11 protein-coding genes and 1 pseudogene are annotated in these 14,215 nt (G+C 70.1%); 6 read left to right on the top strand and 6 right to left on the bottom strand.

Going from position 1 to position 14,215, the window contains the following annotated elements; all coding sequences use genetic code 11:
* The first annotated feature begins 414 nt into the window (after window positions 1–414).
* A complete protein-coding gene (gene fusA / locus ACHMXE_RS41385; protein WP_395349290.1) occupies window positions 415–2,433 on the top strand; it encodes an elongation factor G in 2,019 nt (672 codons plus the stop codon).
* Window positions 2,434–2,480: 47 nt separating this feature from the next.
* On the opposite strand, the gene ACHMXE_RS41380 is transcribed toward fusA, so the two are convergent.
* From ACHMXE_RS41380 to ACHMXE_RS41355, 6 genes and pseudogenes are all read right to left on the bottom strand, one after another.
* Complete coding sequence (locus ACHMXE_RS41380; RefSeq protein WP_395349289.1) at window positions 2,481–3,611, bottom strand: zinc-binding dehydrogenase; 1,131 nt, start codon at window positions 3,609–3,611, stop codon at window positions 2,481–2,483.
* A gap of 112 nt (window positions 3,612–3,723) precedes the next feature.
* Window positions 3,724–4,326: a dual specificity protein phosphatase family protein gene (locus ACHMXE_RS41375; protein WP_395349288.1), complete on the bottom strand. Its 603-nt coding sequence runs from the start codon at window positions 4,324–4,326 to the stop codon at window positions 3,724–3,726.
* Complete coding sequence (locus ACHMXE_RS41370) at window positions 4,323–4,814, bottom strand: hypothetical protein (protein ID WP_093355197.1); 492 nt, start codon at window positions 4,812–4,814, stop codon at window positions 4,323–4,325. Before ACHMXE_RS41370 ends, ACHMXE_RS41375 begins: the two co-directional genes overlap by 4 nt.
* Window positions 4,811–5,958, bottom strand: a pseudogene (locus ACHMXE_RS41365) (glycosyltransferase). The gene ACHMXE_RS41370 and the pseudogene ACHMXE_RS41365 overlap by 4 nt, the downstream one beginning before the upstream one ends.
* Before the next feature lie 400 nt (window positions 5,959–6,358).
* Window positions 6,359–7,804 (bottom strand): nicotinate phosphoribosyltransferase, encoded by a 1,446-nt coding sequence (locus ACHMXE_RS41360; protein ID WP_395349287.1) that lies wholly within the window; start codon window positions 7,802–7,804, stop codon window positions 6,359–6,361.
* 71 nt (window positions 7,805–7,875) lie between these two features.
* A complete protein-coding gene (locus tag ACHMXE_RS41355) occupies window positions 7,876–8,949 on the bottom strand; it encodes a bifunctional nicotinamide-nucleotide adenylyltransferase/Nudix hydroxylase (RefSeq protein ID WP_395349286.1) in 1,074 nt (357 codons plus the stop codon).
* 206 nt (window positions 8,950–9,155) lie between these two features.
* Here ACHMXE_RS41355 and ACHMXE_RS41350 point away from each other — a divergent pair, with 206 nt between their 5' ends.
* The 5 genes from ACHMXE_RS41350 (at window position 9,156) to ACHMXE_RS41330 (ending at window position 14,013) form a co-directional block, all read left to right on the top strand.
* Window positions 9,156–9,956 (top strand): pseudouridine synthase, encoded by an 801-nt coding sequence (locus ACHMXE_RS41350; protein ID WP_057593553.1) that lies wholly within the window; start codon window positions 9,156–9,158, stop codon window positions 9,954–9,956.
* A 114-nt stretch (window positions 9,957–10,070) separates the two neighbouring features.
* The gene (locus tag ACHMXE_RS41345; RefSeq protein ID WP_395353027.1) at window positions 10,071–11,057 is read left to right on the top strand and encodes a winged helix DNA-binding domain-containing protein; all 987 of its coding nucleotides are present in this window, start codon (window positions 10,071–10,073) and stop codon (window positions 11,055–11,057) included.
* 194 nt (window positions 11,058–11,251) lie between these two features.
* Complete coding sequence (locus ACHMXE_RS41340) at window positions 11,252–11,908, top strand: response regulator transcription factor (RefSeq protein WP_057593551.1); 657 nt, start codon at window positions 11,252–11,254, stop codon at window positions 11,906–11,908.
* The gene (locus tag ACHMXE_RS41335) at window positions 11,905–13,287 is read left to right on the top strand and encodes a sensor histidine kinase (protein ID WP_395349285.1); all 1,383 of its coding nucleotides are present in this window, start codon (window positions 11,905–11,907) and stop codon (window positions 13,285–13,287) included. The genes ACHMXE_RS41340 and ACHMXE_RS41335 overlap by 4 nt, the downstream gene beginning before the upstream one ends.
* A 387-nt stretch (window positions 13,288–13,674) precedes the next feature.
* Window positions 13,675–14,013 carry a DUF4148 domain-containing protein gene (locus ACHMXE_RS41330; RefSeq protein WP_203203863.1) on the top strand — a complete coding sequence of 113 codons (339 nt, stop codon included), beginning with the start codon at window positions 13,675–13,677 and terminating at the stop codon, window positions 14,011–14,013.
* Window positions 14,014–14,215 lie beyond the last annotated feature (202 nt).

Here is a 14,215-nt window from a genome sequence, read left to right as displayed (position 1 = left end):
CAAGCCAGACAACAAGGCTTGTCTTGATCGAAGAGCACACCCACAATCCGCCCCACCATGAAATTCACCCAAGCCATCGAAGCCGGCCTCACCGCCACCTGACATCGCCTTCGATCGCGTTCGGAAGGCGTTGCGCCTTCCGGTACTGAAAACCCCGGCAGGCCCGTCCTCCGGGGTTTCGTCTTTTTCGCCTCCCACTTCTTCATCGCCATGCGTACCTACGACAAGCTGATCGCCACGATTCGCCTCCGCCGGAGCGTGGCTTCCGTGCGCCCGGGCTCCGGCCGCCGCATCAGCAGATTGCACGATACCGTTCGTCGCTAGCCTCCAGGCGAATCCTTTCCGCCTGGGGGCCGGCACATGCCCACCAGGCTCTCGAAGCCGTGCTTCGAGCCAGAGAAAGAAAGATTCGCCATGACCCACACACCCAGGAACCTGCGCAACATCGGCATCATTGCCCACGTCGACGCCGGCAAGACCACCACCACCGAACGCATCCTGTTCTACGCGGGCGAGAGCCATCGCATCGGCGACGTGAGCCGCGGCACCGCGCGCATGGACTTCGATGCGCAGGAGCGCAAGCGTGGCATCACCATCAGCAGCGCCGCCATCACGTTGCAGTGGAACGCGACCCAGATCAACCTGATCGACACGCCCGGCCACATCGATTTCAACATCGAGGTGAACCGCTCGCTGCGCGTGCTCGACGGGGCCGTGGTCGTGTTCGACGGCGTGGCCGGCGTGGAGCCGCAGACCGAGACCAACTGGCGCCTCGCGGACCGCTATCGCGTGCCGCGCATCGCCTTCGTCAACAAGCTCGATCGCCTGGGCGCGGACTTCCCGCGCGTGGTCGCGATGATGGAAGAACGCCTGGGCGTGAAGGCCGTGGCGGTGCAGTGGCCGATCGGCGCGGAAGGCGACTTCCGCGGCGTGGTCGACCTGCTGGGCCTGCGCGCGCTGGTCTGGGACCTCGACGATGCGAGCCGACCGTACCGCGTGACCGAGGTGCCCGCCGAGCTGATGGCCACCGTGTTGCAACAGCGCGCGCGGCTGGTGGAGCTCGCCGTCGAGCAGGACGAGGCCGCGATGGGGGCCTACCTGAACGGCGAGGCGCTCCCGGTCGAGGTGCTGCGCGACTGCATCCGCAAGGGCGTGCTGGCCGGTGCCTTCGTGCCCGTGCTCGCGGGCTCGGCCTTCCGCAACCGCGGCGTGGAGCCGCTGCTCGACGCCATCGTCGACTGGCTGCCGAAGCCCGGCGAGGTGGCGCTGCCCTGCGATCCGCAGGCGCCGTTCGCGGCGCTGGCGTTCAAGGCGGCCAGCGACGACCACGGCGCGATGGTGTTCGTGCGTGTCTACAGCGGCCGGCTGCGGCGCGGCGACAGCATGCTCGACGCCACCACCGGCCGCATCGAACGCGCGGCGCGGCTGTACGAGGTGCAGGCGGGCGACCGCATCGAACGCGACGAACTGGTGGCCGGCGACATCGCCGGCATCGTCGGGCTGAAGGACACGCTGACCGGCCACACGCTGTGCGACCGGCAGCATCCGGTGCAGCTCGAACAGATCGGCGTGCCCGAGCCCGTGCTCCACGTCGCGATCGAGCCGAAGGCGCAGGCCGACCAGCAGGCGCTGGCGAAGGCGTTGCAGGTGCTGCTGCGCGAGGACCCGAGCCTGCGGCTGCGGCAGGACGCCGAGTCGGGCCAGACCATCGTGTCGGGCATGGGCGAGCTGCAGCTCGAGGTCTCGATCGAGAAGCTGCGCGAGCGCTTCGGCGTCGAAGTGTCGGTGGGACGGCCCCAGGTCGCCTGCCGTGAAACTGTATCGAAGGAAACGGAGGTGCACCATGTGCACAGGAAACAGAACGGCGGCCAGGGCCAGTTCGCGGAGCTGAGGCTGCGCATCGCCCCGCGCGGGCGCGGCGAAGGCATCGCGTTCGAGAACCGGGTGGTGGGCGGCGCGATCCCGCGCGAGTTCATCCCCGCGATCGAGGCCGGCATCCGCCGTGCCGCGCAGTCGGGCGTGCTGGCCGGCTATCCCTGCGTGGACTTCGTGGCCACGCTGCTCGACGGCAGTCACCATGAACGCGACTCGTCGGCCATGGCCTTCGAGTTCGCGGCCGCCGCGGCCTTCCGCGAAGCGGCGGCGCAGGCCGGGCCGCAGTTGCTCGAGCCGGTGATGGCCGTGGAAGTGACCACGCCCGCCGAGCACGTGGGCGACTGCATCGGCGACCTGCACCGGCGGCGCGGCATGGTGCGCGGCCAGGCGATGCGCGGCAACGCGATCGTGGTCGAGGCCCATGTGCCGCTGGCGCGGATGTTCGGCTACATCGGCAACCTGCGCGCGCTGTCCTCGGGCCGCGCGCAGTACGCGATGCAGTTCGACCACTACGCCGTGGTGCCTGCGGGCGAGATGGCCGACCTCGTGAAACGTTGACGGCCCCAGAGGGCGACCCGCGAGGGTCGCCCTTTTTTTCGTCTATCTCAGGCCGCGATGCCCTTGTTGGGATTGAGCAGGAACTTCTCGCCCGTCGCCTGCTTGCCGTAGACGCCGATCGCATCGAGCTGCAGCGCCTCGGTCAGCGAGACCTCGCGCGTGTAGCGGCTCGCGAAGGTGGTCTTGAGCTCGGCCACCACGCGTGCGCGCAGCCGCTGCGTGCCTTCGGCGCCGAGCTTCTGCAGGAACGGGAACAGCAGCCAGCCGCCCATGCCCCAGGCCATGCCGAAGTTGCGCACGAACTCGGTCGGGCCGCGGTCGAGGCCGCCGTAGATGTAGACCTGCTTGTGCGTGGTCGAGCCGTAGCGGCTGTATTCCTTGGCGGTGCGGTTGAGCGCCGCTTCCATGCAGCCGAGGATCTGGCCCGCGAGCTTGCCGCCGCCGGTGGCGTCGAAGGCCAGCGTGGCGCCGGTCTCGACCAGGGCCTGCGTGAGATCGTCGAGGAAGGTGGGCGAGGCGGCGTTGCAGACGTACTTGGCGCCGAGGCCGCGCAGCAGTGCTTCCTGCTCGGGCTTGCGCACGATGTTGACGAGCGCGATGCCGTCCTTCTGGCAGATCTTGTTGAGCATCTGGCCGAGGTTGGAGGCGGCTGCTGTGTGGACCAGCGCGGTATGGCCTTCGCGCTTCATGGTCTCGACCATGCCGAGCGAGGTCAGCGGATTGACGAAGCACGATGCGCCATCGGCCGGCGCGGTGCCTTCGGGCAGTTCGAGGCATTGCGCGACGGCCACCGCGCGGTACTGCGAGTACATGGCGCCGCCGATCGCGGCCACCGTCTTGCCGAGCAGGGCCTGGGCCTCGGGCGAAGACCCGGCCTTCACGACCGTGCCCGCGCCCTCGTTGCCCACGGGCATCGACTGGTCGAGCCGGCCCGCCATCGCGGGGCGCGCGCGTTCGGGCACGGTGGCGGTGACGACCGGGCGCTCGGCGCTGCCCGAGGCCTTGGCGGTCGTCATGTCGGCGGCGCCGAACAGCAGGCCGAGGTCCGAGGGATTCATCGGCGCCGCCTCGACGCGGATCACGACCTCGTGGGCCTGCGGTTCGGGGATGGGTTCGTCGTGCAGCGAGAGCTCGAGTTCGCCGTTCGAACGGACGAGGGAACGCAGTTGGAGTGCCATGGCGGATGCCCCTTGTGAAGCGGATGAAGCGTGTGCGGAAGGTGGGTGCGACCGGCCGCCGGGGGCCGGCGCGGGCCAGTATAGGAGCGGGCCGCGAAGCCTGCTGGCGCCTTCAGGACAGCCCCGGAACCGCCGGTGTCGCGGGGGCCTGGGCCAGCGCGTGGCGCATCTTCCCGGGGTCCACGCGCTCGATGTAGCGCGGGATGTTGCGCCACAGCGTGTGGTAGCCGTAGCCGCCGCGCAGCATCTCCTGGCGCGCGGCCTCCTTGTCCCAGCCCTGCAGCGCCATGCGGTAGACGGCGGAGACGACGCCGGTGCGGTCGGCGCCGTGCATGCAGTGGATCAGCACCGGCCCGTGCCGTTCGGCGTCGAGGATCGCGTGCAGCGCGCGCTGCACCTTCGCATCGTCGATGTCCCAGGTGTTGATCGGCACGCGCACCAGCCGCATGCCATGGCCCGCGAACACCTTGCGGTCGTCGTTGAAGGAACGCAGACTGACCACGGTGCGGATGCCGAGCGACTGCAGCGCCGCCACGTCCTTCGCGCGCGGCTGGGCGCTGCGGTAGAGCGTGGGCGTGAGGCGGTGCAGGTTCTCCACGCCCAGCGCTTCGAGCGGATCGGCCCAGTGGTCGGGCCGCTCTACGGGCGCGGCCTGCGCCTCGCGCTGCGCCCGCCGGGCCTCGCGCATGCGGCGCACGATGTTCGCGCGGCTCATCGGCGCGGCCAGTGCCGGCGCACCAGGATCAGTGCGGCGACCGCGAGGCCGCCCCAGTAATCGACCGGCGCGCCCCACATCCAGTGCTTGTGCCAGAAGGCCTTGGTGGGGTTGAAGTTGTCCCAGCCGAAGGCCGGGTTGATGAGGAACCAGAGGAAGTCCTCGCAGACCCAGAACACGATCAGGCCCGCGAGCGCGAGGCCCCAGTCGCGCAGCTTCCAGCGGCCCGAGAAGGCCAGCGGCGAGAAGAACACCAGCGCCATGAAGGTGAAGACCCAGGCGTGGTAGCCGGTCATCGCGCGGCCGCCCCAGAAGATGTCGAGCCAGATGCTGTTCTCGATGCGCCAGGTCGGCAGCGAGGTGGCCCAGCCGGCGCCGCCCTCGATCTGGATCTCGGCATTGGCGAAGAAGAAGGCCATGGTGACGACCCAGAGCAGGTACACCAGCGTGCGGCCCACGGTGGGCCGGTCTTCGTTTCTCCAGCTCATGCCGAGGGCCCCAGCACGCGATCGAGCACCGCGCGCGCGGCCCGTGGCTTGCCCAGCGCCTTGCTGCGCTGGGCCATGTGGGCGAGCTTGGCCGGATCGGCCATCAGCCGCGCGACCTTGTACTCGAGGCCGATGGCGTCGTAGGCGAGCCAGCCCGCGCCTTCCTCCATCAGGAAGCCGGCGTTGTGTTCCTCCTGGCCGGGGATCGGCGAGATCAGCAGCATGGGCTTGCCGAGCGCGAGGCATTCGGAGACCGTGAGGCCGCCGGGTTTGGTGACGACGAGGTCGGAGGCGGCCATGAGCTTGTGCATCTCGTTGGTGAAACCGACGGCCACGACGCGGCCCGGATGGCGCGCGGCGAGGGCCTGCAGCCGGCTGTGCATCTCGGCATTGCGGCCGGCCACGGCGATCACCTGGAAGCGGCCGCCGGGTTCGTCGCCGGCGCCGAGCGCGAGCACGCGCTCGACCATGCTCGAAAGGTCGCCGACGCCGGCGCCGCCCGAGACCATCAGCAGCACCGGCCGCGCGGGATCGAGGCCGAGCGCGGCGGCGCAGGCGTCGCGCTCCAGCGCATCGGGTTCGGAGAAGGCGGGCATGACGGGAATGCCGGTGACGTGGATGCGCTCGGCGGAATGCCGCGCGCGCGCAGCCGGAACGCGACCTCCTCGGTGGCCGCGAGGTAGCCGGTCATGCCCGGCACCAGCCACATGTTGTGCAGGTCGTAGTCGGTGACTTGCAGCCACACCGGGTACTCGATGCGCCCGCGGTTGCGTTCGCGCATCAGCAGCTCGGCCGGCAGGAAGTGCGTGCAGATCACCGCATCGGGCTTCTCGCGCCGGATCTCGCGCACCAGCGCCACGGTGCTCAGCCGCTCGATGCCGCGGCGCATGCGCTGCGAGGGCGCGTGGTGCGGCGTGGTGTCGGTGCGCTGGTGCAGGTACGACCAGAGCTCGGGCGCGCGGTTCACGAGCTGGATGTACCAGTCGGTGTAGACCTTGCGAAAGCCCGCGGGCACGTGGGCCATGGCGTCGATGTGGACCGCCGGGCAGGGCGGGTCGAGGGATTGGGCGGTGGCGGCAAGGGCCTGGGCGGCCCGCACGTGGCCGTTGCCCGCGCTCACGCTGAGGATCAGGAGTTTGGTCATGTGTTCGGCGGTCTGCGCGGATTATGGCTAGGGCTTGTGGCAGTGTTGCTCGACGGGCGTTCCATGGGTTGGGGCGGGCTCTCCGTCGGGCGTTCCACGGTTCGGGGCGGGCTCTCCGACGGGCGTTCCACGGTTCGGGACGGGCTCACGCCGATGGGGTACTCCCCTCCGCGAATGTCCCCCGGCCTGCGGCCTCCTCCTTTATTTCGCTGCGGGGAGTACCCCATCGACGTGAGCCTGGACGCAATCGTTGTTGAACCGTCCGCACCACCGCTGCGCCTCCGTGCACAGGGCAGTGGGTGCTTCCCGCAGCGAAATAAAGGAGGAGCCGAAGGCGGGGGACATTCGCGGAGGGAAGTACCCGCTGTCCTGTGCACGCGCCCCCGGCCACAACAAAGAATCAGAGCGGCGCCCGAGAGGTAACCAACCGCCCCACCCCAGAAGCAGCCAGCCCCCGGATAGCCTCGAAGCCAGACTCCCGAACGATCCGCCCGTTCTCATACACGGTCTCGAGCAGATCGACCTGCCCAGGCTCCAGAACTTGCTCGGCACGTTGCGTACGCACTTCGCCATCGGCGGAAGAAGCCAGCACCAGCCGCCCCTTCTTCGAGGTCTTGCTCGTGTCGCCCACGGGCGCCTTGTAGACGTCGCGCCATTCGCCATCGACCTGCATCGCCGAGCACTTCATCGCCCATTGCATGGTGTCGCGGTTCACCTGCTGCAGCAGCCCGCCACCCATGCCGAAGGCGATGTTCTCGGCCGAGAAGCCGTTGTGGAAGAAGTTCGACAGGCACAGCCGCAATGAATCGAGCGTCACCCCGTCGCCCTGGATGATGCGCACGTTGTTCAGCACCCGGAACCCCTTGGCATTGGTGGTCGTGCCGAAGCGCTCGGCCAGGATCTGCGCCACCTTCAGCGTCGTCTCGGCCGGGTCGCCCGAGTCGGGGCGCACCACCAGCGTCGCGCCCGAGCGGATCACTTCCTCGCGCAGCGCATCGCCCCACAGGCGGGCGCAGGCGTTGAAGATGTCGTAGCTGTCGCTCACCACCGCGAAGATCGCGCCCGGCTTGCCGAACTGCGCCACCATGTTGCGGTAGGCATCGGCCTCGTGCTCGCGGCCCCAGCCCGTGATGGTGCTGTGCTCGGCCGCGGGGATCGAGAAGCCCGCCACGTCGCAGTCGTAGTAGCGACGCGCGGCCAACAACGCGCTCAGCGTGTCGGTGCCCATGAAGTTGACCAGGTGCGCCATGCCGCCGAGCGCGGCCGATTCGAGGCTCGAGACCCCGCGCGCGCCGAAGTCGTGCAGCTTGAACGCGATCTGGCCCTGCGGATCGTCGCAGGTGGCCTCGAGGTAGCGCAGCAGGGTCGTCTTGGCCGCGGCCGAGACCGTGGCCACCGTGGTCGGGTACCAGATCGCGCGCAGCAGCTCGGTCTCGAGGAAGCTCGTGACCCAGAAGAACTCCGGGTCGGTGTTCTCGATCGTCGCGAGCACGTTGTGCACCGGCAGCACGCTGCCCTCGGGCACCGCGCGGATGCGCACCGGCATCAGCCCGCCGTGCTTCTCGATCAGCCGCAGCCAGCCTTCGCGGTTGAAGGGCTCGCCGTGCACCGCCATCAGCGCGGCGGCTTCGTCCACGTCGTCGCGCGTCACCGGCGTCTGCAGGTATTCGCGCAGATAGGCCTGCAGTCCGAAGAACAGCGAATGGCTGAAGAGCCCGCCGCGCGACTCGATGTAGCTGAACACCGTCTGCGTGCCCGGCGGGTATTGCATCCAGTGCGACACCTTGTAGGAGTCGGTGCGCAGCAGCAGGTTGCTGCCGAGGGAGGGAGAGAGCGTGCGGTTCATGTGAAAGCTCCTTTCACGGTGGCACCCGTCAACCGGGGCCGTTCTTGCTGACAAGGCGCGGGCCAGTTCTCTCAGGACTTGCCCAGGCCACCCAGGAAATGATTGGCGATGAAGAAGTGGTCTTCGTAGACCCGCTCCTGCATGCCGAGGAATTCGGCGATCGGCACCCAGCGCACCGCGGCCGCGTCGTCGTCGGCGCGCACGTCCGACAGGCCGGTCCACTGGTTGTGCGCGAGCTCGAAGAAGAAGCCGTGCGTGATGGTGCGGCCGCGCTGCGAGCGCTCGGGCGCGTCGAACACATGGCTGCCCTTCATGCTGCCGTGGAGCACGGGCACCGGCACCTTGAGGCGCGTCTCCTCCTTGAGTTCGCGCACCGCCGCATCGAGCAGCCGCTCCTGCTGGCCCACGAAGCCGCCGGGCAGCGCCCAGGTGCCGCGCCCCGGATGGAACTTGCGCTGCACCATCAGGATGTGGCCGGCCTCGACCACCACCGCGTCGACCGTGGTGTAGATCGGCGGGAAGTCGCTGCCCGCGTAGCGGTACTTGTCGCGGTAGTCAGCGAGGAAGGCGCGCTCCTCGCAGAGCTCGGCATAGTCGGCCGTCGATGCGAAGCGTTCGAGAAAGGCCGCGCTGCCCTCGGGCAGATCGGCACGCGCGAGCTGGCCGCGGTTCTCGGGATCGAAGTAGAGCTTTCGCACGTCGGTGGCGTTGAGGCTCTCGACGTTGTGCTGGCCCACGAACTCCCAGTGCGGGAACAGCTTGAGGTAGTAGCTCGAGGCGTCCTTGAGGTGCCCCACCAGCGCCACCCTGGCCTGCGCGGGCGCGAGGCCGTCCTGCACGATCAGCCGCTCGACCGCCGACTGGATCGACGCGATCCACAGCTGGTCGTTGTAGGGCGAATCGCCGACGCCGACCACGCTCACACGCATCTGGTCGCCGCCGCGCAGGCAGGCGCGCACCATGCGTTCGCGTTCGTCGAAGGTGAAGGGGTTCTTGACGCTGCGGGGCGTGCGGTCGGAGCCGACCACCACGATCACGCGATCGGCCGCGCGGGCGGCTTCCTCGATGAGTCTCTGGTGACCGAAGTGGACGGGCTGGAAGCGCCCGATGACGATGGCGTAGTGGTACTTGCGTGTGGTGCTCATTTGGGAATCCCCCAAAAAGGGCGCGATCAACTCGCGCTTGCCGCCACGATAGCACCAGCCTCGCAGGCGGCGCAAGCCGGACAAAAGGCTTACGACTTGCGCGCTGGCGATAATCGGCCATGCCCGCGCCTCCTCCTTCCAACGGTCCGTCCTCCTTTCGCCGCGCACCGGCGCCGCAGTCCGCGCAGGCCTCGGCCGACGGCCCCATGCGGCTCAACAAGCGCATGGCCGAACTCAAGATCTGCTCGCGACGCGAGGCCGACGAATGGATCGCCAACGGCTGGGTCAAGGTCAACGGCAAGCCGGCCGAGATGGGCGTCAAGGTCACGCCCGCCGACCGCATCGAGATCGACAAGGCGGCCAAGGGCCAGCAGGCCAACCAGGTCACCATCCTCATCAACAAGCCCATCGGCTACGTCAGCAGCCAGGCCGAGGACGGCCACGAGCCCGCGGTCACGCTGTTCACGCCCGCCAACCGCTGGGCCGAGGACAACGCGCGCTTCTTCTTCAACCCGCAGCAGCTGCGCGGCCTCGCGCCCTGCGGCCGGCTCGACATCGATTCCATCGGCCTGCTCGTGATGACGCAGGACGGCCGCGTCGCGCGCCAGCTGATCGGCGAGGACTCGACGATGGAGAAGGAGTATCTGGTGCGCGTGGCCTACCACGGCCTGGGCCAGCCCGCGCCCACCGGCCAGCTGGTGCGCATGGACGACGACGACCCGGTCACGACCAATGTGCAGGCCGTGTTCCCGCCCGCGATGCTCGCCAAGCTGCGCCACGGCCTGAGCCTCGACGGCCAGGCGCTCAAGCCCGCGCGCGTCGAATGGCAGAACCCCGAGCAGCTGCGCTTCGTGCTGACCGAAGGCAAGAAGCGCCAGATCCGCCGCATGTGCGAGCTGGTCGGCCTCAAGGTGGTGGGGCTCAAGCGCGTGCGCATCGGCAAGGTCATGCTCGGTAACCTGCCGCTGGGTCAATGGCGCTATCTGGCACCGCACGAGAAGTTCTGAGCCTGCGCGCGCTGAACCGCGCCACGCTGGCGCGGCAGATGTTGCTGGCGCGCCAGCGCCTGCCGGTGGCGCAGGCCATCGAGCGCCTCGCGGGGCTGCAGGCGCAGGCACCCAATCCGCCCTTATGTCGGCCTCTGGAGCCGGCTCGAGGAGTTCCCGCGCGAAGCCCTGACCGAGGCGCTGCGCCGGCGCCGCGTGGTGCGGCTGTCGATGATGCGCGCGACCCTGCACCTGGTGAGCGCGCGCGATGCGCTGGCCTGGCGGCCGCTGCTCGATGCGGCGCATCAGCGCGGCCTGCTGGGCAATCACAAGCGCGCGCTCGAAGGCGTCGACCGCGCCGAGGCTCTGGCCATGGGCCGCGCACTGCTCGACGAGCGCGCACGCACCAGCACCGAACTCGGCCAGGCCTTGCTCGAACGCTGGCCGCGCAGCGAACCGGCCTCGCTCGCCGGCCTGATCCGCAACAACCTGCCGCTGGTGCACCTGCCGCCGGCGGGCAGCTGGAATTCGCACCAGAACGCGCTGCTGCAGCGCCTCGGCACCTGGCTCGGCAAGAACGAGGAAGAAGAGGGCAGTGCCACGCAGGACGACCTGCTGCTGCGCTACCTCGCCGCCTTCGGTCCCGCGACCCTGGCCGATGCCGGCGCGTGGTCGGGCCTCACGGGCTGGAAGGCCGTGGCCGAGCGGCTCGGCACGCGATTGCGCCGCTTCGAAGGCCCGCACGGCGAAACGCTGTTCGACCTGCCGCGCGCGCCGCGTCCCGACGAAGCGACGCCCGCGCCGCCGCGGCTGCTCGCCGAGTGGGACAACCTGCTGCTCGCGCACGACGATCGCGGCCGCGTGCTCGACGAGGCGCATCGCCCGCGCGTGTTCACCATCAATGGCATCGTGCGCGGCACGGTGCTGATCGACGGCTTCGTCGCGGGCACCTGGAAGATCGAGCGTGCGAAGGGCGCCGCCACCGCCGTGCTCGAACCCTTCGCGCGCTGGCCCAAGGCAGGGCGCGAGGGCGCCGAGCAGGAGGCGCTGCGCCTTCTGGCCTTCACCGCCGACGCGCCCGGCGAACGCCATGCGGTGCGCGTCGCGCGGCCCGTTGCCTGAGCGGCGCCTGACCCCTCGGGCGGTACGGCGCCTAAGCACCGTCTAAGTATTCGCCCTTAGTCTGCGCCGCGGCGCAGGCACTACCGATCATCCCGTTCGCGTGCTACCTTGCGGCCCGGACCCGATGCCCCCTGGCGCACGGCCGTGCCGCGAGGCGGTGCGGCGCTTTCTGCGTGATATGAGGAGTCGCTGCGATGCGCGTTCTGCTGGTGGAAGACGATGAAATGATCGGGCGCAGCCTGAAACAGGCGCTCGAGGGAGCGGGCTGGTCGGCCGACTGGGTGCGCGACGGCGAGCTCGCGCAGAGCGCGCTCGGCGACGGCGGCTACACCTGCGTGCTGCTCGACCTGGGCCTGCCGCGCCAGGACGGCACCGAGGTGCTGCGCCGCGCGCGCGAACGCGGCGATGCCACGCCGGTGCTGGTGCTCACGGCGCGCGACGGCCTCGACGACCGCATCCACAGCCTCGACCTCGGCGCCGACGACTACCTGCTCAAGCCCTTCGAATTCCGCGAGCTGCTCGCGCGCATGCGCGCCATCGTGCGCCGCCGCGACGGCGCCGCGCATTCGCTCGTGGGCAGCGGCGCGCTGCAGCTCGACCTCACCACGCGCGAGGTGGTCGTCAACGGCAACCGCGAGGCGCTGACCGCGCGCGAGTTCGCGCTGCTGCATGCGCTGCTCGAACGCCCGGGCGCGATCCTCTCGCGCGAGCAGCTCGAGAACCGCATCTACGGCTGGGGCGAGGAGGTCACGAGCAACGCGATCGACGTGCTGATCCACGGCATGCGCCGCAAGCTCGGCGCCGAGTCGATCCGCAACGTGCGCGGGCTCGGCTGGCGCGTGGCCGCGTGAGCGCCGGCACGGGCGGCTGGCGCCGGCCGCGCTCGCTGCGCACCCAACTGCTGCTGTGGCTCATCACGCTGCACCTCGCGGCGGCGGTGCTCACGGCCTGGTTCTCGTTCCTGGCCTACGGCAACCTGGTGCACAACGCGCTCGACGACCAGATGCGGCTGGTGGCCGAGTCGTACGCGGGCGGCGACCAGTCGCGCACGCCGCGCCTGCTGAACAGCGAGGCCGTGCTCGAGCGCGGCGCCTTCGTGGTGCAGATCTGGAGCCCCGACGGCAGCCGGCTGCTCAGCAGTTCCTGGCCCGACCTGCCGATGCCGCTGCAGCCCCGCCCGGGCTTCGGCGACCTGCGCACCGGACCGCAGGCCTGGGCCCACTGGCGCGCCTTCACCGCCGAGCCCGGCACGCATGCCGACCAGCGGCGCGTGCAGGTGCTGCAGAACGAGGACTACCGGCGCCGCCGTGCCCTGCGCCGCGCGCTGCTCGAGGGCCTGCCGATCACGCTGCTGCTGCCGGTGGCGCTGCTCGCACTGTGGCTGATCGTCTCGGCCGCCTCGCGCTCGCTGCGCGCGGTGGCGCGCGACGTGGCCTCGCAGGACGAGCGCAGTCCCACCGACCTGCCGCTGGCGCGCGTGCCCGACGAGATCGCGCCGCTGGTCGCCTCCTTCAACCACCTGCTGGGCCGCGTGCGCAGCGCCTTCGCCACGCAGCGCCGCTTCGTGCAGGACGCCGCGCACGAGCTGCGCACGCCGATGGCCGCGATCGGCCTGCAGATCGAGAACCTGCGCGCCCACATCCCGGCCGGCGAGGCCACCGAGCGCTTCGTGCAGCTCGAGGCCGGCGTGACGCGCGCGCAGCATCTGATCGAGCAGCTGCTGAGCCTCTCGCGCCAGGACGCGCCGCGCCGCGCGACGGCGCGCGAGGCGGTCGACATCGAGGTGCTGCTGCGCGAGAGCGTGAGCCAGCTCATGGTGCTGGCCGATGCGCGCCGGGTCGACGTGGGCTTCGAGGGCAGCATCGCGCCGGTGGTGTTCGCGCCCGCGGCCGAGCTGCGCAGCGTGTTCGACAACCTGATCGACAACGCACTGCGCTATGCGCCCGAAGGCGGCGTGGTCGACGTGAAGCTGCACGCGGTCGACGGCCACGGCGTGGTGGACGTGCTCGACAACGGGCCGGGCATTCCGGACGATGCGATGGCGCGCGTGTTCGACCGCTTCTTCCGCGTGCCGGGCGCGGCCGCCGGCGGCAGCGGCCTGGGGCTCGCGATCGCGCGCACCGCGGCCGAGCGCAACGGGCTGCGCATCGAGCTGAGCAATCGCGAGCACGGGCGCGGCCTGCGCGCGCGCGTGCACCTGCCGGCCGAGCCCGAGGCGGAGAAGCCGTAGCGGCCCTCACGCGCTGCGAAGTTTTTGCTCAGCCCCTGCTGAGACTCGCGGCTTAGGGCCTGTTAACCCTATTCAAGGGGTCGCGTTGCCCCGCCAAGGGGCTGGATGCAAGGCGCCCGTGCGCAGCAAGGCGTCCGCCTTGCAAGCGCGGGCAACGCCGCAGACGGCCCCTTGGCGGGGCAACCCGGAGGGAAGCTCGCCAAAGCCCGCCCCTCGGCGTTGCGCTCCTAGCGTGTGCGGACGCACACGCGTCGTCACGCGCCTTGATGGGCGGGCTTTGGCGAGCTTCGCGACCCCTTGAATAGGGTTAACAGGCCCTAAGTGAATCTCCAGGGCCGAGGGGCCGCATGTCGCGGCCATCGCGAGCCCGCATTCAAGGAGTTCGCCATGCAGATCGCATTCTTTTCTTCGCGCCGGTTCGCCCTCATCGCGGCCGCCGGCGCCGTGGTGGCGCTGGCACCGATGGTGGCCGCGCAGGCCGACGAGGCCGACGGTTCCGAGCACGCGCTGCAGTTCCAGTCGCAGCGCTCGCGCGCCGACTTCGCGCGCGATGCCGCCCAGGCCACGCAGACCGCGACTGCCTCGCCGATGCTGTCGCAGGAGACCGCGCCGCCGATGGAGCGCGCGCAGCCGGGGCTCACGCGCGACAGCGTCAGCGCGCTCGCGGCGCAGGCCGAGCGCGAGGGGCGCATTCCGTACGGCGAGGTGGGCGCGGCCGGCGAATGAATGAATGCCTTCGTGCCAGCCGGCGCAAGGCGGTGTCAGAAATTCGTTGAACGTCGTCGAAGCGGCGCGCAACGCCCGCTAAGGCTCGCGTAACTCTTTACTCACGCTGCCCTCAGTCGGCCTGCATAGAGTGCGTCCAGGCCTGCCGCGCGCCCGTCGGCGCCGGCACGAGGCCGGGACAACCTGTGACCAGGAGAACACG

Origin of the sequence: Variovorax sp. UC122_21 (genome assembly GCF_044056785.1) — a bacterium.
Taxonomy (GTDB): domain Bacteria; phylum Pseudomonadota; class Gammaproteobacteria; order Burkholderiales; family Burkholderiaceae_C; genus Variovorax.
Note: the sequence above shows the minus strand (reverse complement) of the source record. Positions and strands in the feature narration are given on the sequence as shown.

Bases quoted from the DNA above. Each gene is read 5' to 3' on its own strand.
- fusA (WP_395349290.1), top strand. From the start codon at position 415: ATGACCCACACACCCAGGAACCTGCGCAACATCGGCATCATTGCCCAC.
- ACHMXE_RS41380 (WP_395349289.1), bottom strand. From the start codon at position 3,611: ATGGCACTCCAACTGCGTTCCCTCGTCCGTTCGAACGGCGAACTCGAG.
- ACHMXE_RS41375 (WP_395349288.1), bottom strand. From the start codon at position 4,326: ATGAGCCGCGCGAACATCGTGCGCCGCATGCGCGAGGCCCGGCGGGCG.
- ACHMXE_RS41370 (WP_093355197.1), bottom strand. From the start codon at position 4,814: ATGAGCTGGAGAAACGAAGACCGGCCCACCGTGGGCCGCACGCTGGTG.
- ACHMXE_RS41360 (WP_395349287.1), bottom strand. From the start codon at position 7,804: ATGAACCGCACGCTCTCTCCCTCCCTCGGCAGCAACCTGCTGCTGCGC.
- ACHMXE_RS41355 (WP_395349286.1), bottom strand. From the start codon at position 8,949: ATGAGCACCACACGCAAGTACCACTACGCCATCGTCATCGGGCGCTTC.
- ACHMXE_RS41350 (WP_057593553.1), top strand. From the start codon at position 9,156: ATGCGGCTCAACAAGCGCATGGCCGAACTCAAGATCTGCTCGCGACGC.
- ACHMXE_RS41340 (WP_057593551.1), top strand. From the start codon at position 11,252: ATGCGCGTTCTGCTGGTGGAAGACGATGAAATGATCGGGCGCAGCCTG.
- ACHMXE_RS41330 (WP_203203863.1), top strand. From the start codon at position 13,675: ATGCAGATCGCATTCTTTTCTTCGCGCCGGTTCGCCCTCATCGCGGCC.